19 protein-coding genes are annotated in these 18,877 nt (G+C 62.4%); 16 read left to right on the top strand and 3 right to left on the bottom strand.

What is annotated here, in order from left to right; all coding sequences use genetic code 11:
- Window positions 1-21: 21 nt before the first annotated feature.
- The gene (locus ACYF6X_RS15730; RefSeq protein ID WP_063990887.1) at window positions 22-1,197 is read right to left on the bottom strand and encodes a low temperature requirement protein A; all 1,176 of its coding nucleotides are present in this window, start codon (window positions 1,195-1,197) and stop codon (window positions 22-24) included.
- Window positions 1,198-1,506: 309 nt separating this feature from the next.
- Between ACYF6X_RS15730 and ACYF6X_RS15725 the strand changes: the two genes are divergently transcribed.
- Window positions 1,507-1,791 carry a YdgH/BhsA/McbA-like domain containing protein gene (locus ACYF6X_RS15725; protein ID WP_063990888.1) on the top strand — a complete coding sequence of 95 codons (285 nt, stop codon included), beginning with the start codon at window positions 1,507-1,509 and terminating at the stop codon, window positions 1,789-1,791.
- A gap of 241 nt (window positions 1,792-2,032) precedes the next feature.
- Window positions 2,033-2,590 carry a class I SAM-dependent methyltransferase gene (locus ACYF6X_RS15720; protein WP_130018546.1) on the top strand — a complete coding sequence of 186 codons (558 nt, stop codon included), beginning with the start codon at window positions 2,033-2,035 and terminating at the stop codon, window positions 2,588-2,590.
- On the opposite strand, the gene ACYF6X_RS15715 is transcribed toward ACYF6X_RS15720, so the two are convergent.
- Entirely contained in the window at window positions 2,591-3,052 is a 462-nt protein-coding gene (locus tag ACYF6X_RS15715; RefSeq protein WP_063990889.1) for a GNAT family N-acetyltransferase, read from the bottom strand.
- A gap of 219 nt (window positions 3,053-3,271) precedes the next feature.
- On the opposite strand from ACYF6X_RS15715, the gene ACYF6X_RS15710 reads away from it, so the two are divergent.
- The 4 genes from ACYF6X_RS15710 (at window position 3,272) to aroL (ending at window position 7,709) form a co-directional block, all read left to right on the top strand.
- Window positions 3,272-4,387 carry an ABC transporter substrate-binding protein gene (locus ACYF6X_RS15710; RefSeq protein ID WP_130018545.1) on the top strand — a complete coding sequence of 372 codons (1,116 nt, stop codon included), beginning with the start codon at window positions 3,272-3,274 and terminating at the stop codon, window positions 4,385-4,387.
- Window positions 4,380-6,503: a TonB-dependent siderophore receptor gene (locus ACYF6X_RS15705; protein ID WP_130018544.1), complete on the top strand. Its 2,124-nt coding sequence runs from the start codon at window positions 4,380-4,382 to the stop codon at window positions 6,501-6,503. The genes ACYF6X_RS15710 and ACYF6X_RS15705 overlap by 8 nt, the downstream gene beginning before the upstream one ends.
- 53 nt (window positions 6,504-6,556) lie before the next feature.
- Window positions 6,557-7,075, top strand: a complete 519-nt coding sequence (locus tag ACYF6X_RS15700; RefSeq protein WP_130018543.1) for a GNAT family N-acetyltransferase — start codon at window positions 6,557-6,559, stop codon at window positions 7,073-7,075.
- A gap of 109 nt (window positions 7,076-7,184) precedes the next feature.
- Entirely contained in the window at window positions 7,185-7,709 is a 525-nt protein-coding gene (gene aroL / locus ACYF6X_RS15695; RefSeq protein ID WP_033637260.1) for a shikimate kinase AroL, read from the top strand.
- A gap of 36 nt (window positions 7,710-7,745) precedes the next feature.
- Here the strand turns inward: aroL and ACYF6X_RS15690 are convergent, their stop codons facing one another.
- Window positions 7,746-8,489, bottom strand: a complete 744-nt coding sequence (locus tag ACYF6X_RS15690; RefSeq protein ID WP_130018542.1) for a helix-turn-helix domain-containing protein — start codon at window positions 8,487-8,489, stop codon at window positions 7,746-7,748.
- Window positions 8,490-8,585: 96 nt separating this feature from the next.
- On the opposite strand from ACYF6X_RS15690, the gene ACYF6X_RS15685 reads away from it, so the two are divergent.
- The 10 genes from ACYF6X_RS15685 to ppnP all read left to right on the top strand — a co-directional run bounded on the left by ACYF6X_RS15685 (window position 8,586) and on the right by ppnP (window position 18,830).
- Window positions 8,586-8,990 carry a nuclear transport factor 2 family protein gene (locus ACYF6X_RS15685; protein WP_063990894.1) on the top strand — a complete coding sequence of 135 codons (405 nt, stop codon included), beginning with the start codon at window positions 8,586-8,588 and terminating at the stop codon, window positions 8,988-8,990.
- Window positions 8,991-9,037: 47 nt separating this feature from the next.
- A complete protein-coding gene (locus ACYF6X_RS15680; protein ID WP_004940491.1) occupies window positions 9,038-9,238 on the top strand; it encodes a YaiA family protein in 201 nt (66 codons plus the stop codon).
- A 145-nt stretch (window positions 9,239-9,383) separates the two neighbouring features.
- Window positions 9,384-9,884 carry an RNA polymerase sigma factor gene (locus tag ACYF6X_RS15675; protein WP_063990895.1) on the top strand — a complete coding sequence of 167 codons (501 nt, stop codon included), beginning with the start codon at window positions 9,384-9,386 and terminating at the stop codon, window positions 9,882-9,884.
- Between the two features lie 76 nt (window positions 9,885-9,960).
- Window positions 9,961-10,914: a FecR family protein gene (locus ACYF6X_RS15670; protein WP_107227169.1), complete on the top strand. Its 954-nt coding sequence runs from the start codon at window positions 9,961-9,963 to the stop codon at window positions 10,912-10,914.
- A gap of 156 nt (window positions 10,915-11,070) precedes the next feature.
- On the top strand, window positions 11,071-13,770 hold the full coding sequence (locus ACYF6X_RS15665; protein ID WP_130018541.1) for a TonB-dependent receptor: 2,700 nt from the start codon (window positions 11,071-11,073) through the stop codon (window positions 13,768-13,770).
- 78 nt (window positions 13,771-13,848) lie between these two features.
- A complete protein-coding gene (locus tag ACYF6X_RS15660) occupies window positions 13,849-14,418 on the top strand; it encodes a heme acquisition protein HasA (RefSeq protein WP_033647344.1) in 570 nt (189 codons plus the stop codon).
- 72 nt (window positions 14,419-14,490) lie between these two features.
- The gene (locus ACYF6X_RS15655) at window positions 14,491-16,269 is read left to right on the top strand and encodes a type I secretion system permease/ATPase (protein ID WP_063991169.1); all 1,779 of its coding nucleotides are present in this window, start codon (window positions 14,491-14,493) and stop codon (window positions 16,267-16,269) included.
- The gene (locus ACYF6X_RS15650; protein WP_107227171.1) at window positions 16,266-17,597 is read left to right on the top strand and encodes an HlyD family type I secretion periplasmic adaptor subunit; all 1,332 of its coding nucleotides are present in this window, start codon (window positions 16,266-16,268) and stop codon (window positions 17,595-17,597) included. The genes ACYF6X_RS15655 and ACYF6X_RS15650 overlap by 4 nt, the downstream gene beginning before the upstream one ends.
- 2 nt (window positions 17,598-17,599) lie before the next feature.
- A complete protein-coding gene (locus ACYF6X_RS15645) occupies window positions 17,600-18,388 on the top strand; it encodes an energy transducer TonB (protein ID WP_406880115.1) in 789 nt (262 codons plus the stop codon).
- Between the two features lie 151 nt (window positions 18,389-18,539).
- On the top strand, window positions 18,540-18,830 hold the full coding sequence (gene ppnP, locus ACYF6X_RS15640; RefSeq protein ID WP_004940463.1) for a pyrimidine/purine nucleoside phosphorylase: 291 nt from the start codon (window positions 18,540-18,542) through the stop codon (window positions 18,828-18,830).
- The last annotated feature ends 47 nt before the right edge of the window (window positions 18,831-18,877 follow it).

Here is an 18,877-nt window from a genome sequence, read left to right as displayed (position 1 = left end):
GCGGTGACGCCCCCGTTTGCTTCAGGCTTCCGCGTGCCGCTGCGGCGCTCTGCCGCGCGAGATGCTCTCCCACACCGCCACCACCACCATGATCAGCGTCGTCAGGCCATTGACCATCAGCAGATCGGTTAAATAGGCGATGGGGGCCAATGCCGCCAGCGCCAGCAGCCCCACCAGGTGCGACAGCGGGAAGCGATGATACACCAGCCGTTTATACAGCGCGTTGGCGAACAGGTAGAGCGCCGGACCGAGCAGCAGCACCACCGCCGTGGCGTGTTGGATGCGGCCGTCGGGATGGGCGATCACCAGCTCGTTGGCCACGGCGCAGACGATGATGGCGCCCACCAGCGCGACGTGGACGTAATGGAAATAAGCGCCCAGCTGGCCGGGGTTTTCCGCCTGGCTGATGGCGTGGCTGCCGGCTTTGCTGCTGGTGTCGAAGTAAACCCACCACATCGCCAGGCTGCCGAGAAAGGCCACCAACGAGGCGATGAGCACCGGCAGGCTCCAGCTTTCTATCTCACTCAGGGTGGCGCCGGTGATCAGAATGGTTTCCCCCAGCGCCACGATCACGAACAGCTGGCAGCGCTCCGCCAGATGGTGACCCTCGATGGTCCATTCGCTGCTGCTGTCCGAGCGCCCCAGCACCGGCAGCCGGAAGCCGAACATCGGCGAGACGTATTCGCACAAGACGGCGATCGCCCACAGCGCCAGGCGGGCGTTGCCTTCCGCCAGCCCACCGGCGATCCAGAAGACGGCGGAGATGCACAGCCAGCCGAGAATGCGGCGAAAGTTTTGTTTTAACGGATGACCGGGTGCCAGCAGGCGCAGCACCGTGACGGAGCGCCCGACCTGAATGGCGACATAGAACAGCGCGAAGATCAGGCCGCGCTCGCCAAATGCCTGCGGCAGTGCGGCGGCGGCGAACAGCCCCAGCAGCATGATAGCGAACAGCAGTAGGCGGATCTGACGGGTATCCGGATTGAACCAGTTGGTGACCCAGGCGGTGTATTGCCAGGCCAGCCAGACGGCGAACCACAGCAGCAGGGTTTCCAGCGCGCCGGTCAGCGTCAGGTGATGCAACAGATAGTGGGAAAGTTGGGTTACGGCGAAAACGTAGATCAGATCGAACAGCAGCTCGGAAAATGAGACCGAAGCGCCCTGACCGTCACGCACGCGCAGCAGGTTTTGCGACATAAGCGTTCTTCCTTAAAAGGGTAAGCCACAAAATCAGCGTAGCTCAGCGCGCCTCGGCGGGTAAAAAATCTTAAATAGCGGCGGCGCGCGTTCTTTCTTTCGCCCCGTCTTTAATTGTTCATCAAATAGCGGTAAGGTGAGCTTTATAAAGTCATTCCTGCCTGAAAATACACACTCGCTCTCACATCCTCCTTATTCTCCTCACAATGATTGATGTTCTTTACGTTGCATGACGTCCGTTTTCATTGGCTAGCGGATAATTAACATCACTGACAACGAGCTAATAAACAAGAACACCTGGAGTCAATCATGAAACTTATCCCAAGCATCGCAGCCGTATTGATCGCCGCCGCTTCCTTCTCCACTTTCGCCGCGCCGCTGTCGTCGGTGAAACAGGTCAACAGTGAACAGGCCGCCAATCTGCAAAGCCTCGGCGTGGTGTCGGTTTCCGGCATTAGCGGCTCACCGCATGATGCCGTCACCGCCCTGAAAGAAAAAGCCGCGGCGGATGGCGCCAGCCATTACCGCATTATCGGTCTGGACACCCCCGGGGACTCCAGCAACTGGCGCGGCAATGCGGAAATTTATCGCTAAGCGTTCGCTTTTTTACGCTCTGGCCGCGGCAACGCGGCCAATAAAATAAACGGTCGCAATAATTATCTGAACAGGCGGTGCATCAACGGCTTATTCTCAGGTCATTATTACGGCCGTTTTTCTTTGCCTGCCGCTGATGAGGTTGCATTTTATTACAACTGTGTCCGCCGCTTTCGGAATCATGTTAATGATTACTTAAGATATTCGGCTCACATTGAGGGCTTAACCCAAGGAGGCCTCAATGTTAAATGCGACCCGACTGCAACTGATGAATCACTTCGCTTACCTGCAGCAATTTATGGCTTCACCGCGTACCGTCGGTACGCTGGCGCCTTCTTCCCCGTGGCTGTGCCAGGCGATGCTGAACCAGGTTGAATGGACTCGGGCGCTGTCGATCGCGGAACTGGGGGCGGCGGACGGTGTACTGACCAAACGCATTTTGGGGCGGATGCGCGCCGATGCGGCGCTGGAGGCTTTCGAGATCCAACCCCATTTCGTGCATCGGCTGCGCGGGATAGACGATCGGCGGCTGCAGGTGATGGGCCATTCGGCGACCCAGATGGCCACGGATTACGACGTGGTGTTTTCCTGCCTGCCGCTGCTGTCGATCCCAGTCAGGATCAGCGTGCGCATTCTTCAGCAGGCCCGGCAGCGGCTGCTGGCGCGCAACGGCACGCTGGTGTTGTTTCAATACAGCCCCCTGTCGGAGAAATTGCTGTCCCGCTATTTTCACTGGAAGCGCCTGCGGGTGGTACGCAACTTCCCGCCGGCGCTGGTGTATGTCTGTACGCCGCGCTAACTACAGCGTTTTCGCCATCACCACCACGTCTTCGTCATGCTGCCGCCGGCGTTCCAGAGGCTGCCAACCCCAGCCGGCGTACAGCGCTTCAGATTTGTCGGTGATGAGATGCAAAACCGAGTGATGGCGCTGTCGCGCCGCTTCGACGATCGCCATCTCCAGGCGGTGGGCAATGCCTTTGCGGCGGTGATCGGGATGCACAAAAACGCCGGCCAGCCACGGAGTGAGATCCTGGCGTTGATGGTCGTCGCTGGGCCACAGGCTGGCCATGCCCACCGGACGATCGCCGTCGATCATCATCAGCGTCAGGTGATCGTCGCTTGGCCGGCTGCATTGGGCGAAGCGCAGCTGGGTGCGCTCCAGCGAACCGCCGCGCTGTGAGCCCCATTGGCCGAAGGCCCAGGCGGCGCACACATCGGCAAACTGCGGGCACTCCGACAGCGGAATGATGCGTTGAGTCATGGAGGTCTCCCGGTTTTTTTGCTGTTTTCCCCTCCTATTTAACCGATTTTTCCGCCATTTTTTTAACTTTTTAAAGCCGCTATTTCAGCGGTTTCACGGTGTTTCACCGCGTGTCCGGCGCCGTTTCCCGGATTTCTTTTGGCAATCGCGGCGTGGGATTGCAAGTGTTAATGAGAGTGATTATCATGCGCACACTATTTCCCCCGTTTCGGCTCAATCATGCGCAATTCCCTCATTTTACTGCTGCTTTCCCTGTGGTTCGGCCTGTTCTCCGCCCAGGCGAAGACGGTGACCGATATCACCGGCCGTCAGGTCGTGGTGCCGGATAACCCGCAGCGCATCGTGGTGGGAGAGAGCCGTATGCTGTATACGCTGGCGCTGCTCGAGCCGGGCAACCCGGCGCAGCGTATCGTCGGCTGGCCGGCGGATCTGGCGCGTTTCGATGCGCAAAGCTGGCAACTTTATACGCAGAGGTTCCCGCAGATCGCCGCGATCCCCATTATCAGCGGCAATAATTTCCGCCAGGTCAACATCGAAAGCCTGCTGCAGCTGAAGCCGGATCTGGTGATCCTGGCGCGCTACGCGCGTGAAGACGGCGACAACGATCTGCTGGTTTCCGCGCTGAACAAGGCCGGCGTGGCGGTGATCTACGTCGATCTGCGTATCGATCTGCTGAACAACACCGTGCCGAGCGTGCGGCTGCTGGGTGAAGTGCTCAATCGCCAGCCGCGCGCCGAGCAGTTCATCGCGTTTTATCAGCAGCATATGGCGGTGGTTCAGCAACGGCTGGCGGGCTATCAGGGGGCGAAGCCCAAAGTGATGCTGCACCTGCATCTGGGGCGGCGCGATACCTGTTGCACCACCGCCGCACACGGCAACCTTGGCGATCTGCTGACCTTCGCCGGCGGTGACAACATCGCCAACGCCAGCGTGAAAGGGGTGTATGGCGAACTGAACCCGGAAACCATTCTCAGCGCCAATCCTGACGTGTACCTTGCCACCGGCATGGCCGGCCCACAGGGCAAACGGCTGTCCGATCTGCGCCTCGGGCCGCAGGTCAGCCAGCATGACGCTGCCGACAGCTTCCGGCGGCTGATCGCCACACAGCCGATGCTGGCCAGCCTGCAGGCGGTGAAAAACCATCGCGCCTGGAGCGTCTGGCACAATTTTTACCTCAGCCCGTACCACGTGGTGCTGGTCGAGATGTTCGCCAAAGCGTTTTACCCGGATCTGTTCGCCGACATTAACCCGCAGCAGACCTTCCAACAGCTTTATCAGCAGTTTTTGCCGTTACCTTTTTCAGGGACCTATTGGAGTCAGTTAGATAATGAATAACAACAAGCGTGGCTGGTGGTGCGCATTGCCCTTGGCGGCTTGCGCGACATCGCCGACGTGGGCGGCGGAAAAAGCCGCATCGAAAGAAGAAAGCCTGGTGGTGATTGGCCGCAAAAACGCCGACGGCGTGCAGAGCTATCAGCCGTTGACCAGCGTCACCGGCACCCGCAGCGAAACCAACCTGCTGAACGTGCCGCAGGCGATCGACGTGGTGCCGCAACAGGTGATTGCCGATCAGGCGGTCAGCAGCCTGGACGAAGCACTGTACAACGTCAGCGGTATTACCCAGGCCAACACGCTGGGCGGCACCCAGGACGCGGTCATGAAACGCGGCTTCGGCGACAACCGCGACGGCTCCATTCTGCGCGACGGCGTGCGCTCGGTGCAGGCGCGCAACTTTACGCCGACCACCGAGCGGGTGGAAGTGCTCAAGGGGCCGGCCTCGATGCTGTACGGCATGGGTGAGCCGGGCGGGATGATCAACATGATCACCAAAAAGCCCCAGTTGCAGCAACATACCCATGTGGAAGGCTGGGGCAGCAGCTTCAACGGCGGCGGCGGCCAGCTCGACGTTACCGGGCCGCTCGGCACGTCGGGGTTTGCCTATCGGATGATCGTCGATCACGATGAAACCGATTACTGGCGCAACTTTGGCCGCAACCGCCAGACGGTGATCGCGCCCTCGTTGATGTGGTACGGCGAGAACACTACCGTGCGGTTGGCCTACGAACATATGGAATATCTGGTGCCGTTCGATCGCGGCACCATTATCGATTCGCGCACCGGCAAACCGGTGAATACGCCGCGCGATCGCCGTTTCGACGAAGCCTATAACGCCACCCGTGGCGATCAGGACAGCATTACCCTGCAGATCGATCAAACGCTCAATGAGCGCTGGAAAAGCTCGCTGACCTACGCCTACAGCCGCAACAGCTACAGCGACAACCAGGCGCGCGCCACGGCGTTGAACCCGGAGACCGGCGTGTTGAGCCGCCAGGCCGACTCGACCGCCAACGCCGTCAGCCACGCCAACGCGGTGCAGCTGACGCTCAATGGCGACGTGGACTGGGGCAGCATCAACCACCAGATGCTGTTCGGCTTCGATTTTGAAGATAACCGTACCTTCCGCGGCGACATGATCCGCGGCAAAAAGAACAGCGATTTCAATATCTACCATCCGGTATACGGCCTGATGCCGCCGTCGACGGCGGTCAGCGCCAAAGACAGCGACCAGCGGGAAAACCTCACCAGCTACGGTTGGTTTATGCAGGACTCCATCCAACTGACCGATAAATGGCTGCTGATGGGCGGGCTGCGTTACGACGCTTTCGACGTCTATGCCGGCAAGGGGCGGCCGTTCCAGACCAATACCGACAGCTCGGACAGCAAGGTGGTACCGCGCGCCGGGGTGGTCTATAAGCTGACGCCTTACGTGTCGCTGTACAGCAGCTATACCGAGTCGTTCAAGCCGAACTCTTCCATCGCCACCCAAATTGATTCGCTGCCGCCGGAGCAGGGCAAGTCGTGGGAAGTCGGCGGCAAGCTGGCGTTGCCGAACGGCGTTACCGGCACGCTGGCGCTGTTCGACATCACCAAGCGCAACGTCATGGTCAGTGAGCTGGTGGAAGGTGAAACCGTGACGCGCACCGCCGGGCGCGTGCGTTCGCAGGGCGTGGAGCTGGACGTGGCCGGCAATCTCACCGATTCGCTGAGCCTGATCGGTTCCTATGCGTATACCGACGCGCGGGTGGTGGACGATCCGGACAACAAGGGTAAAGAGATGACCAACGTGGCTCGCCATACCGCTTCGCTGTTTCTGACCCAGAATCTGGGCAGCCTGGGCCTGTACAGCGGCGATGAAGTGCGCATCGGCGCCGGCGCGCGCTATGTGGGCCGCCGCCCGGGTGACGCCGCCAACAGCTTCTACCTGGATAATTACACCGTTGCCGATGCGTTCGCCGCTTACACTATGCCGATCAACGGCTATCAGGTGAAATGGCAGCTGAACGTGAAGAACCTGTTCGATAAAACCTACTACCCGTCCAGCGGGGGCAACTTGCGCGTGGCGGTGGGGGAACCGCGTGAGGTGGTGTTGCGCGGCAGTATCGATTTTTAAGCCGTGGGCGGTGAAATTTGCTTAAATAACCGCCCTAACGTTAAGGAGAACCCATGAGCCTGCAGATTCGTTTGGCGCAGCAACGCGATATCGTGCATTTGATGGCGGTTGAACGTTCGGCGGCGCAGCTGTTTCGCCAGCAGCCGGAATGGCGCTTTATCGCCGAAGGTGAGGTGATGGACCCACAGCAGCATGCCGCGTTTATCGCCGAGCGCCGTGAATGGCTGGCGGAAAGCGACAGCGGCGAGTGCGCCGGTTTTATCGCCGTGCAGGATCAGGGGGAAGATTGGCACATCGCCGAATTGTCGGTCGCCGGCACCTGGCAGCGGCAGGGCGTCGGCCGTCGCCTGATCGGCGCGGTGGCGGAAGAGGCCAAACGGCAGGGCGCCTGTCGCCTGACGCTCACCACCTTCATTGAGGTGCCGTGGAATGCGCCTTACTACCGGCGGCTGGGATTCCGGCCGCTCGACGACGCGCGGCTCACGGTTGCCCTGCGGCGGCACCTGGATGAGGATCTGGCGCACGGCTTTGCCGTCGGCAGTCGCTGTGCCATGGAATTTACACTATCGTAAATATTGAAATACAGAGCGGGCAGGGTATGATGCAGCCACCACGCCATCGCACCCGCTCGGTATTTTGGTATGCAATGCACTCAAGTCACCGCATAAGGGACAACCCGTAATGACACAAACCCTGTTCATGATAGGCGCTCGCGGAGCCGGCAAGACCACGGTAGGCAGCGCATTGGCGTTGGCGTTGGGCTATCAGTTCGTCGATACCGATCTGTTTATGCAGCAGGCGGCGCAGATGAGCGTGGCGGAAATGGTCGAGCGCGAGGGCTGGCTGGGGTTCCGCCGGCGCGAGACCATCGCGTTGCAAACCGTGACCAAACCGTCAACTATAGTTGCCACCGGCGGCGGGGCGATCCTGGCGGAGGAGAACCGTCAGTTTATGCGTCAGCACGGCACCGTTATCTACCTGCGCGCGCCGGCCAGCGTGTTGGCGCAGCGGTTGGAAGAGTACCCGGAAGATGCGCAGCGCCCGACGCTCACCGGCAGGCCGATCGCCGAGGAGATGCTCGAGGTGCTGGCGGCGCGCGAAGCGCTGTATCAGGACGCCGCGCATTACGTGATAGACGGCGCCGCCGATCCGCAGCGGGTGGTGGAACAAATCCTCGCGGTGTTGCCGCGTGAGACGGTGAAGTAACCCTTTCTTCTCTTCGGGCGCTGGGCGCCCGTTTTCTTATTCCGTTTGCCGAGCCGGCGCAAAGTATGCCCCGGGCGTGACGCCGAAGCGGCGGCGAAAGGCGGCGATGTAGGCGCTGACGTTGTCATAGCCACAGGCGTCGGCCACCTCGCCGACCGCTTCGCCGCGTGATAATCCCTCCAGTGAACGCAATACCCGCGCCTGCTGGCGCCACAGCGCGAAGCTGATGCCGGTTTCCTGCAGAAAACGGCGGCTCAGGGTGCGCGGGCTGAGCCCGGCCCAGGCGGCCCAGTCGCGCTGGCTGCGCAGGCTGGCGGGATCGTTCAGCAGCGCCCGGGCGATGTTCAGCAACCGGGCGTCCTGCGGCAGCGGCAATTGCAAAGGGGCGCGGCTTGCCGCGTGCATTTCGTCCAGCAGCACCTGCAGCAGCCGCCGTTGCGGCGCATTCAGCGGGCCGGCGGGGAACTGCGCGATGCGCTCCACCAGGGCCTGCAACAGCGCAGAGGCCGTGAACAGCTGCGGCAGCGGCGGCATCTCCGGCACGCTTTCCACCGGCAGATACAGACTCCAGCCCGCCACGTCGCCGCAGGCCAGCGCCTGATGGGCGCATCCCGGCGGCAGCCAGCCCAGCGTACCGCCGGTGATTGCCCATTGCCGGCCCGGGAGCTCCATTGCCAGCATGCCGCGCGTCAAGAGATAGATCTGGCCGCCTTCGTGCCGGTGCCAGGGCGTTAGGTGTTTTTTTTCATGCTGAAGGCGTTGGCTGCGGATCTGCGTCATATTGGCCGTTTAACGTGATTAAAAGTCTTAATGTGGTTATTATGCCACCGCCGGACCGGGATAGGATCGCCGTTCACCCTATTTCGGAGAAACGTGATGACTCAACTTACCCCACTGGATCTGGTACTCGATACGCTGCAGCAGGTCGTCGCCAGCCCGGAACATCGGCCGACGCAGCTCGCCGCCCGTTTCAGTGCAGGCTACCGCCAGCAGGTGGATGGCAAGGTGCTGAACTTCGAGCAGTTTGAGCAACACATGGCGCTGCTGAAGCGGCAAACTCGCCGCATGACGCTGAGCGTGATCGCGGCGGCGGAGCAGGGCGAGGCGGTGCTGACCCACCATTTGGTCGAGCTGGAAAAGCGCGACGGCTCCTGCAGCCGCGTGCGGGTGCTGGCGCACTTCACCGTGCGTGAAGGCCGCATTTGCGCCTGCGACGAACTGACCGAGCTGTTGGCGGGCGCCCCCGGCGATCGCGATCTTGGCTCGCGCGTGTCGGAATGAGGGCGGCTGCTATACTTGCTACTGTGTGAAACACACGGGAGAACGGCATGCGCGAAAATGATCAACCTGCTTATCCACGGAGCGCCCGCGTCGTAGAGGTGTTTCGGGGCGACCCGAACCTGCATCTGCGCCGTTTTGAAGTGCGCACCGACGACATTGAGCCGAATACGCTGCTCAGTGAACATGAAACCGAGCAGGAAGCGCTCGACGCCAAGCACCGCTATGAGGACGAGGCGCTAGAGCTCTGACCTGCTGCCCAGCGGAAACCGGCGCCAGGCCGGTTTCCTGTTTATCCCCCGCCTTAGCACATATTTCCCAGAACAATATTGATAATGATAATCATTTATGTGATTTTTATCGCCCCTATTGGGTGTTTCACTTCTGGGAAAAGAGATGTCCAATTCCGAGTTGCAGGCGCTGTTTCTGCGCCATATGCGGCCGCTGCAAGCCTATTTGAACGCCAAACTGCGCGACCCTCAGCTGGCCGCGGATTTGGCGCAGGAAAGTTTTACCCGTCTTACCGAGCAGTATCCGCAGGGTAACATTCTCGATATCGAGGCCTACCTGTATAAAACCGCCAAAAATCTGATGCTCGACCATGTGCGCCAGCAGCAGCGGCGGCAGACCGAAGCGGTCGAAGACGACATTCTGGCGCAGTATCCCTCCGGTGAACCGGCGCTTGAACAACTGGCGATCGACAGCCAATTGCTGCAGCTGTTGCAGCAGGCGCTGGCGGACATGCCGCCGCGCACGCAGCAGATTTTCCGCCTTAACCGGCTCGATGGCCTGACCCAGGCGCAGGTGGCGGCGCAGCTGGGCGTGTCGCTCAGCACGGTAGAAAAACACCTGGCCAGCGCGCTCGAGCGGCTGATGGCACGGATGGAAGAACAATAATGGCAATTTTTTTACGGGTTTATCCGCGCTCAGACGTCTTAACCTATAACCAGAAAAAACAGAGGTCTATGCCATTATGAAACCGCTAACCGCACAGGCGCGACAGCAGGCGGCCGCCTGGGCCGTGAGCCTGGCCGAAGGGGCGTTGCCGGCCGATCGGCGGCGAGCGTTGGACGCCTGGCTGGCCGCCGATCCGCAGCATCCGGCGGCGCTGCGTCAGGCTCGCCTGCTGTGGACGACGCTGGGGCAACTGCCGCCAGAGCAGCGGCGGGCGTTACAACCACAGGTGGCGGCGCTGAAAACGTCATCCCATCGCAGGTGGCCCCGCTGGGCGGTGGCGGCGGCGGTGGCGATCGCCGTTTCCTTCGGCGTTTATCGCGGGCCGGATCTGTGGATTGGCCTGCAGGCGGATTATCAAACCGTTCGCGGCGAAGTGCGCGAAGTCGCGCTGCCGGACGGCAGCCGGGTGGCGCTGGACAGCGGCAGCGCGATCGCGCTGGCGTATTCCGCAGGCGAACGCAAGGTGCGGCTGCTGAGCGGCGGCGCCTATTTTATCGTCGCGCCGTTGGGCGGGGCGGAAAGCCGCCCGTTCAGGGTGGAGGCGGAAAACGGCGTCACCCAGGCGTTGGGCACTGAGTTCAGCGTGGCGCGCACCGAACGGGGCGTCGACGTCAGCGTACATCAGCACAGCGTGCGGGTAACGCTTGATCGCGGTGAGCGCTCGCTGGTGGTCGCGCAACGCCAGGCGGCGCATTACCGCAATGGGCAGCTGCAGCTGACGCGGCAAACGGCCGGTGATGACGCCTGGCGACGCGGCTGGCTGGTGATCGACCGCCAACCGCTGACGCAGGCGCTCGCGCAGCTCAACCGCTATCGCGAGACCCGCATCGTGGCGGTCAATCCCGCGCTAAGAGCGCGCACGGTGAGCGGCGTGTTCGCGCTCAATAAACTCGATGACGGCGTCGGCGCCATTCGTCAGGAACTCTCCGCCCGCCAGCTGAATCTCCCCGGCATCACGCTGCTTTACTGAGCGGCAAAGGCGGGCCGGGATGCCCGTTTCGCCGCTATTTTCACTTTCTGTAAAAAATCTTTACGGGTTTTTGCCTCCCGGAACGTCCTTATGTTTAAACGAGATTGATTTCCATTATCACTTGATTTGACATTCTTTCGGGTGGAACACACACGCATGCTTATTCACAAGGGAACCACGCCGGCCGGCCGATTGGCCTCGGCGGTACGCGCCGCGCTGGCGGCGATGATGTTGACTCAGCCGGCTGTGACGCTCGCTGCCCAGGCTGAAGCGAGCGGCGCGCAGGCCGCACAGCAAAAGCATTTCAACATTGCGGCGCAGCCGCTGCAGAGCGCTATGTTGCGCTTCGCCGAGCAGGCCGGCATGCAGGTGTTTTTCGACGAGGTGAAGCTCGACGGCATGCAGGCGGCGGCGCTGGACGGCAGCATGAGCGTTGAACAGGGCCTGCGGCGCTTGATCGGCGGCAATCCGGTGGCTTTCCGCCTGCAGCCGCAGGGGCAGATCGTATTGAGCCGGCTGCCGACGGCGAACGGCGACGGCGGCGCGCTGGCGCTGGATAGCCTGACGGTGCTGGGCGCCGGCGGCATCAACGCCAACGATTGGGTTTACGACGAACCGCGCTCGGTCAGCGTCATCAGCCGTGAGCAGATGGACAACCGCCCGGCGCGACACGCGGCCGATATTTTGGAGCAGACGACGGGAGCCTATTCCAGCGTCAGCCAGCAAGATCCGGCGCTGTCGGTCAACATCCGCGGCATACAAGACTATGGCCGGGTGAACATGAACATCGACGGCATGCGACAGAATTTTCAAAAGAGCGGCCATGGCCAGCGTAACGGCACCATGTACATCGATTCCGAACTGCTGTCCGGCGTGACCATCGACAAGGGCACCACCGGCGGTATGGGCAGCGCCGGCACGCTCGGCGGCATCGCCACCTTCAATACCGTCAGCGCGAGCGATTTCCTGGCGCCAGGCAAAGAGCTGGGCGGCAAGCTGCACGCCAGCACCGGCGACAACGGCACCCACTTCATCGGCAGCAGCATATTGGCATTGGGCAACGAAACCGGCGATATCCTGCTGGCCGCCAGCGAACGCCACCTCGGCGATTATTGGCCCGGCAACCAGGGCGACATCGGCAACATTCGCATCAATAACGACACCGGCAATTACGATCGCTACGCCGAGAGCATCAAGAACAACAAAATCCCCGACACAAATTACCGCATGCACTCGCGGCTGGCCAAGGTGGGCTGGAATCTGCCCGCCAACCAGCGCCTGCAGCTGAGCTATCTGCAGACCCAGACCGCGTCGCCGATCGCCGGCACGTTGACCAACCTGGGCACCCGCCCGCCCTATGAACTGGGCTGGAAGCGCACCGGTTACAGCGACGTGATGGCACGCAACGCGGCGTTCGACTACAGCCTGGCGCCGGAAGACGTCGACTGGCTCGATTTTCAGGCCAAGCTGTATTACGTCGATACTCAGGACGACAGCGACACCTACAGCACCAGCTCGCTGCTGGACAACGGCTACGCGACGCGTACCCGGCTGCGTACCTACGGCGCGCAGGCGCAAAACACCTCGCGCTTCAGCCTGGCGCCGGGGCATGACTTCCGCGCCAACTACGGGCTGGAGTTCTATTACGACAAGGCAACCAGCGACTCTTCCCGCCAAGGCATGGAAGGGGTGACGCCGGCCGGCAACCGTTCGGTAGCCAGCCTGTTCGCCAACCTGACCTACGACTACGACGGCTGGCTGACGTTGGAGGGGGGGCTGCGTTACGACCGCTATCGCCTGCGCGGCCAGACCGGCCTGAGCTATCCGGATTTGGCCAAAGATGGGCAGCGCTACACGATTGACAATCCTTGCAAAGAGTTGCGTCTGACCGGCTGTTCAACCACGACCCGTGAAGATTGGAACGTGGATCGCGATCAGGGCAAGCTGTCGCCGACGCTGGCGGTGGCGGTGCGCCCCGGCGTGGAGTGGCTTGAGCTGTATACCACCTACGGCAAATCCTGGCGGCCGCCGGCGATCACCGAAACGCTGACCAACGGCAGCGCGCACAGTTCTTCCACGCAATACCCCAACCCGTTCCTGCAGCCCGAGCGTTCGCGCGCCTGGGAAGTCGGGTTCAACGTGCAGCAGCCGGATCTGTGGTTTGAGGGCGATCGGTTGGTGGCCAAGGTGGCCTACTTTGACACCAAAGTGGATAACTACATCAACCTGGCGATAGACCGCAATAAACCGGGGCTGGTGCAGCCGAGCATCGGCAATGCCGCTTACGTCAACAACCTGTCTAAAACCCGCTTCCGTGGGCTGGAGTACCAGCTCAACTATGACGCAGGGGTATTCTACGCCGACCTGACCTATACCCACATGATCGGTAAAAACGAGTTCTGCTCGAACAAGGCCTGGTTGGGAGGGCGTCTGCGCTACGGCGACGGATCGCGCCGCGGCAACTTCTATGTTGAGCCGGATGCCGCTTCCAATGACTTCGTCACGTGTGACGGGGGAACGCAGTTCGGCTCCGCCGCCTACCTGCCAGGCGATCGCGGCTCGGTGACGCTGGGCGGTCGCGCCTTCGATCGCAAGCTGGACGCCGGGGTGACCGTGCGCTTTGCGCCGGGCTATCAGGACAGCTCGGTGCCATCCAACTACCCGTACCTGGCCGACTGGCCGAAGTACACCCTGTTCGATTTGTACGCCAGCTACAAGCTGACCGACAGCCTGACGCTGCGCGGCTCGGTGGAGAACCTGACCAACCGCGCCTATGTCGTCAGCTACGGCGAGACGCTGGCCAATACCCTCGGGCGCGGCCGCACCGTGCAGGGCGGGGTGGAATACCGTTTTTAAGCAGTAAAAGGGCGTTGCTCATCCTTGAGCACAAGGGCCGCCCCGCAAGGGGCGCCGTTCATCAATGGAGATAGAGAAATGGCATTTTCAGTTAACTATGACAGCAGCTTTGGCGGTTACAGCATTCATGACTATCTGGGCCAATGGGCTTCGACATTTGGTGATATCAACCATACCAACGGCAATGTCGTCGAAGGCTCAAACAGCGGTGGCTTCTACGGCGGCCGGTTGTCCGGTAGCCAATACGCCGTGACCAGTACGGATAACCATGTCACGTCGGTCGTGGCGGGTGGCAACCTGACCTACACGCTGTTCAATGAACCGGCGCATACCCTGTACGGCCAGCTGGATTCCCTGTCGTTCGGCGACGGTTTGAGCGGTGGCGATACATCACCGTACAGCATTCAGGTGCCTGACGTCAGCTTCGGCGGCCTGAACCTCAGCAGCCTGCAGGCGCAGGGCCACGATGGCGTGGTGCACCAGGTGGTGTACGGCCTAATGTCGGGCGATACCGGCGCGCTGGAGACCGCGCTGAACGGCATCCTCGACGACTACGGCCTGAGCGTCAACTCCACCTTCGATCAGGTGGCGGCGGCGACGGCGGTGGGCGTGCAGCATGCCGACAGCCCGGAACTGCTGGCGGCCTGATTGCGGCCGTTTGCCCGCCGGCGCCGCGCGCCCCGGCGGGCATTTTCTCGTTTTTAGCCGATGGAAAACGCCATGAAAAACGCCGTCAGGCGCGGAGAAGTGATGAGCGTGCTGGCCGCATACCGGCGCGGGTTTTGGGGCATCGCGCTGTTTACCGCGGTGATCAACCTGTTGATGCTGGCCCCGGCGCTGTACATGCTGCAGGTCTACGATCGCGTGTTGCCGTCGGGCAACCGCATGACGCTGGCGATGCTGACCCTGATGGTGGTCGGCCTTTATCTGTTTATGGGGCTGCTGGAGTGGGTGCGCAGTCAGGTGGTGATCCGCCTCGGCGCCCAGATGGATATGCGCCTGAATCAGCGGGTCTACGACGCCGCCTTCGAAACCAACCTGAAAACCGGCAACCCGCTGGCGGGACAGGCGCTGAACGATCTGACCAACCTGCGCCAGTTCGCCACCGGCAATGCGCTGTTCGCCTTTTTCGATGCCCCCTGGTTCCCGGTTTATCTGCTGGTGGTTTTTCTGCTCCATCCCTGGCTTGGCGCGTTGGCCAGCGCCGGGGTGATCGTGCTGGTGCTGCTGGCCTGGCTCAACCAGCGGGTGTCGCAGGCGCCGCTCGCGGAGGCCGGCCGGGTCGCGCTGAGCGCCACGCAGCAGGCCAACGGCAACCTGCGCAATGCCGAAGCCATCGCCGCCATGGGGATGCTGACCGATTTGCGCCTGCGCTGGCTGCGGCAGCACCAGCAGTTCCTGCTGTTGCAGAACCGCGCCAGCGAGAAAATCGCCGCCGTCACCGCCTGGTCGAAAACCGTGCGGCTGGCGCTGCAGTCGCTGATGTTGGGCTGCGGCGCGCTGCTGGCGGTGAACGGCGACATTACGCCGGGCATGATGATCGCCGGATCGATCCTGATCGGCAGGGTGCTGGGGCCGATCGATCAGCTGATCGGCGCCTGGAAGCAGTGGTCGTCGGCGCGCCAGTCCCTGCAGCGGCTGGAGGTGATGCTGGCCGCCAACCCGCCGCAGGCGGCGAGCCTGCCGCTGCCGGCGCCCAGCGGCACATTGGCCGTGAATCAGCTGACCGCCAGCGCGCCCGGCGGGAGCGCGCCGGTGTTGCACGGCGTCAGTTTTCGTCTGGAGGCCGCAGAGGTGCTGGGCGTCATTGGCGCGTCCGGCTCCGGCAAAACGCTGCTGATGCGCCAACTGGTCGGCGCGCTGACGCCGCTCAGCGGCGACGTGCGGCTGGACGGTGCGGATCTCCGGCGGTGGGACAAACAGCAACTGGGGCCGCATATCGGCTATCTGCCGCAGGATATCCAGCTGTTCGCCGGTACGCTGACGGAAAACATCGCCCGTTTTGGCCAGGTTGACGCCGAGAAGGTAGTGGCCGCCGCCGCGCTGGCCGGCGTGCACCAATTGATCCTGCATTTGCCCAAAGGGTATGAAACCGAGCTGGGCGAGGGCGGCAGCGGCCTGTCCGGCGGCCAGCGTCAGCGGGTGGCGCTGGCGCGCGCGCTGTATGGCTCTCCGGCGTTGGTGGTGTTGGACGAACCGAATGCCAACCTCGATCGTGAAGGGGAAGAGGCGCTGCAGCGGGCGATCGAAGCGCTGAAGGCGCGCGGTACCACCATCGTGTTGGTCACCCACAAACCGGCGATCCTGGCGACGACCGACAAATTGCTGGTGCTGGCCGCCGGCCAGGTGCAGCACTTCGGCCCCAGTGACGCCATCCTGAAAAAACTGCCTGGTTTTGCACCCGCGGCCGTACCGGCCAACGCCGGCCGCAGCAGCGGCGGCTTCAACGTCAACTACGCCAACTTTGCCAAAACGGCCAGCGGTGAACGAAAAGTATGAGCAATCAGAGTGTGATCCTCGGCGATATCGACGCCCTTTCCCGGCAGTTCGACGAAGGGCGCCATCTGCGGCTCGGCGGCTGGCTGGTGCTGCTGGGATTTGGCGGCTTCCTGCTGTGGGGGCTGTTGGCACCGTTGGATAAGGGCGTGCCGGTTTCCGGCAGCGTGGTGGTGGCCGGCAACCGCAAGGCGGTGCAGCACCCGAGCGGCGGCGTGGTGTCGCAAATTCAGGTGCATGAAGGCGACCGGGTCCGCGCCGGGCAGGTGCTGTTGCTGATGGATACCGTCGACAGCCGCACCCAGCGCGATGCGCTGCGCAGCCAGCAGTTGAGCAACGCCGCGCAGCGGGCGCGGCTGCAGGCCGAGCGCGACGGCCTGCAGGCGATCGCTTTCCCTGCATTGCTGCAGGCGCGGCGGGGGGAGCCGGAGGTGATGTCGTTGATGCTGCTGCAACAGCAGCTGTTCACCAGCCGCCGCGCGGCGTTGCAGAGCGAGCTGGCGGCGATCGCGGAGAGCATCGCCGGATCGCAGGCGATGCTGGAGGGGATCCGGCAGTCTTACGCCAGCAAACAGCGACAAAAGGCCATGTTGCAAGAGCAGCTGGGCGGCATGCGCAAGCTGGCGGCGCAGGGATATGTGGCGCGCAATCGGCTGCTGGATCTGGAAGGGCAGTATGCGCAGATCGACGGCCAAGCGTCCGAGGACACGGGCAATATCGGCCGCCTGGGGCGCCAGATCCTGGAGCTGAAGCTGCGGGCGATCCAGCGGCGGGAAGAGTATCAGAAAGAGGTCAGCAGCCAACTGGCCGAGGTGCGGATGAAGCTGGACGAGCTGGATAACCGCCTGGCCAAGGCGGAGGCCGATCTGGGCCATACGCAGGTGAAAGCGCCGGTGGCGGGCACCGTGGTGGGGCTGAGCGTGTTCACCGAAGGCGGCGTGATCGGCGCCGGCCAGCAACTGATGGAGATCGTGCCCAGCGATCGGGGGCTGCAGGTGGAGGCGCGTATCCCGGTCGAGCTGATCGACAAGGTGCAGGTGGGGTTGCCGGTCGAGCTGTTGTTCTCGGCGTTTAACCAAAGCACCACGCCGCGCGTTGAGGGCGAAGTGACGCTGGTCGGGGCCGATCGCCTGACCGACGAGAAAAGCGGTGCGCCTTATTACAGCGTGCGCGCCAAGGTCAGCGAAGAAGGATTGCAACGTTTGAACGGGTTGGAGATCCGCCCAGGGATGCCGGTCGAAGGGTTCATCCGCACCGGCGAGCGTTCGATGATGAACTATCTGTTCAAACCGCTGACCGATCGCCTTCACTTGGCGCTGACGGAAGAGTGAGCATGTCGGTTTCGCCGCTGCCTTTCGCCGCGCCCGGCGCCGCCATGCCCTGGCGCCGTTGTCTGGTATTGGTGCTGGCGCTGCATCTGCTGGCCGCGGCGTTGTTCTGGCCCTGGCAGGACAAGGTTGAGCCGCCGTGGGTGCCGCCGCCGGCGGTTATGGTGGTGATGGCTGCCGCACCGCAGGCTCCAGCCGAAGTAAAGCAACCGCCGGGGCAAAGAACGCCGCCTCAGGTTGAACCGCCGGCGCCGCCGGAGCCGTTGCCGACGGTGAAGGTGCCTGAAGCCATACGGCCGAACATCGCCGTACCGCCGAAGCAGAAAAAACCGCCCAAGCCGGTGAAGAATCCCCCCCTGCCGCGCACACCGCCGCAGGAGAAAACGATCGCGCCGCCGAAGGTTCAGGAGCAAAGCGTCGGCGCGCCGCCGCCGGGCCGGGCGGATAAAACGGCCGCGCCGCAAACTCGCCTGACGCCCTATGCTCAAGCGGGGGTGGACAACTGGCGCAGCCGCATCAGCGGCCGCCTGAATCGTTTTAAACGTTACCCCAAAGACGCATTGCGGCTAAAGCGCCAGGGCGTCGGGCAGGTGCGTTTCACGTTGGACAGGCAGGGCCATGTGCTGGCGGTGACGCTGGTCAGCAGCGCCGGGCTGCCGTCGCTGGATCGCGAAATCCAGGCGCTGGTCAAACGCGCTTCGCCGCTGCCCACGCCGCCGGCGGACGCTTACGTCAATGGCACGGTGGAATTGACGTTGCCGATCGATTTCAGTTTGCGCGGCGCGGGTTTTTGACGCGGCTGTTTCATGCCGATGGTCTGGGCGTTGCGCACGGTAACCTTTGCCTCTGCGCCGCGATCGCATTTCGCGCGAAAAACCAGTGACAGATCAACCGCAATCCCCCAATATGGATTTTCCATCAAGATGATTACGCGGGTGCCAGTCTATGCTGAAAGTGAATGAGTATTTTGCCGGAAAAGTGAAGTCTATCGGTTTTGACAGTAGCAGCATCGGTCTTACCAGCGTGGGCGTGATGGAAGAGGGCGAATACACCTTCTCCACCGCGCAGCCGGAAGAAATGACGGTGATCACCGGGGCGCTGAAAGTGCTGCTGCCGGGGGCGCCGGACTGGCAGGTGTTTACGCCGGGCGAGAAGTTCTTCGTGCCGGGGCACAGCGAGTTCAACCTGCAGGTGGCCGACGCGACCGCCTATCTGTGCCGCTACCTGAGCAAATAACGTTGCTTGTTAGGGGAACGCAGGGCTCAGCGGATGCTGGGCCCTGG

The organism is Serratia sp. ID 25-353, assembly GCF_054792795.1.
Note: the sequence above shows the minus strand (reverse complement) of the source record. Positions and strands in the feature narration are given on the sequence as shown.

What these genes read in the sequence shown, in the direction of transcription:
- ACYF6X_RS15730 (WP_063990887.1), bottom strand. Translation starts at nt 1,197, where the DNA reads ATGTCGCAAAACCTGCTGCGCGTGCGTGACGGTCAGGGCGCTTCGGTC.
- ACYF6X_RS15725 (WP_063990888.1), top strand. Translation starts at nt 1,507, where the DNA reads ATGAAACTTATCCCAAGCATCGCAGCCGTATTGATCGCCGCCGCTTCC.
- ACYF6X_RS15720 (WP_130018546.1), top strand. Translation starts at nt 2,033, where the DNA reads ATGTTAAATGCGACCCGACTGCAACTGATGAATCACTTCGCTTACCTG.
- ACYF6X_RS15715 (WP_063990889.1), bottom strand. Translation starts at nt 3,052, where the DNA reads ATGACTCAACGCATCATTCCGCTGTCGGAGTGCCCGCAGTTTGCCGAT.
- ACYF6X_RS15710 (WP_130018545.1), top strand. Translation starts at nt 3,272, where the DNA reads ATGCGCAATTCCCTCATTTTACTGCTGCTTTCCCTGTGGTTCGGCCTG.
- ACYF6X_RS15705 (WP_130018544.1), top strand. Translation starts at nt 4,380, where the DNA reads ATGAATAACAACAAGCGTGGCTGGTGGTGCGCATTGCCCTTGGCGGCT.
- ACYF6X_RS15700 (WP_130018543.1), top strand. Translation starts at nt 6,557, where the DNA reads ATGAGCCTGCAGATTCGTTTGGCGCAGCAACGCGATATCGTGCATTTG.
- aroL (WP_033637260.1), top strand. Translation starts at nt 7,185, where the DNA reads ATGACACAAACCCTGTTCATGATAGGCGCTCGCGGAGCCGGCAAGACC.
- ACYF6X_RS15690 (WP_130018542.1), bottom strand. Translation starts at nt 8,489, where the DNA reads ATGACGCAGATCCGCAGCCAACGCCTTCAGCATGAAAAAAAACACCTA.
- ACYF6X_RS15685 (WP_063990894.1), top strand. Translation starts at nt 8,586, where the DNA reads ATGACTCAACTTACCCCACTGGATCTGGTACTCGATACGCTGCAGCAG.
- ACYF6X_RS15680 (WP_004940491.1), top strand. Translation starts at nt 9,038, where the DNA reads ATGCGCGAAAATGATCAACCTGCTTATCCACGGAGCGCCCGCGTCGTA.
- ACYF6X_RS15675 (WP_063990895.1), top strand. Translation starts at nt 9,384, where the DNA reads ATGTCCAATTCCGAGTTGCAGGCGCTGTTTCTGCGCCATATGCGGCCG.
- ACYF6X_RS15670 (WP_107227169.1), top strand. Translation starts at nt 9,961, where the DNA reads ATGAAACCGCTAACCGCACAGGCGCGACAGCAGGCGGCCGCCTGGGCC.
- ACYF6X_RS15665 (WP_130018541.1), top strand. Translation starts at nt 11,071, where the DNA reads ATGCTTATTCACAAGGGAACCACGCCGGCCGGCCGATTGGCCTCGGCG.
- ACYF6X_RS15660 (WP_033647344.1), top strand. Translation starts at nt 13,849, where the DNA reads ATGGCATTTTCAGTTAACTATGACAGCAGCTTTGGCGGTTACAGCATT.
- ACYF6X_RS15655 (WP_063991169.1), top strand. Translation starts at nt 14,491, where the DNA reads ATGAAAAACGCCGTCAGGCGCGGAGAAGTGATGAGCGTGCTGGCCGCA.
- ACYF6X_RS15650 (WP_107227171.1), top strand. Translation starts at nt 16,266, where the DNA reads ATGAGCAATCAGAGTGTGATCCTCGGCGATATCGACGCCCTTTCCCGG.
- ACYF6X_RS15645 (WP_406880115.1), top strand. Translation starts at nt 17,600, where the DNA reads ATGTCGGTTTCGCCGCTGCCTTTCGCCGCGCCCGGCGCCGCCATGCCC.
- ppnP (WP_004940463.1), top strand. Translation starts at nt 18,540, where the DNA reads ATGCTGAAAGTGAATGAGTATTTTGCCGGAAAAGTGAAGTCTATCGGT.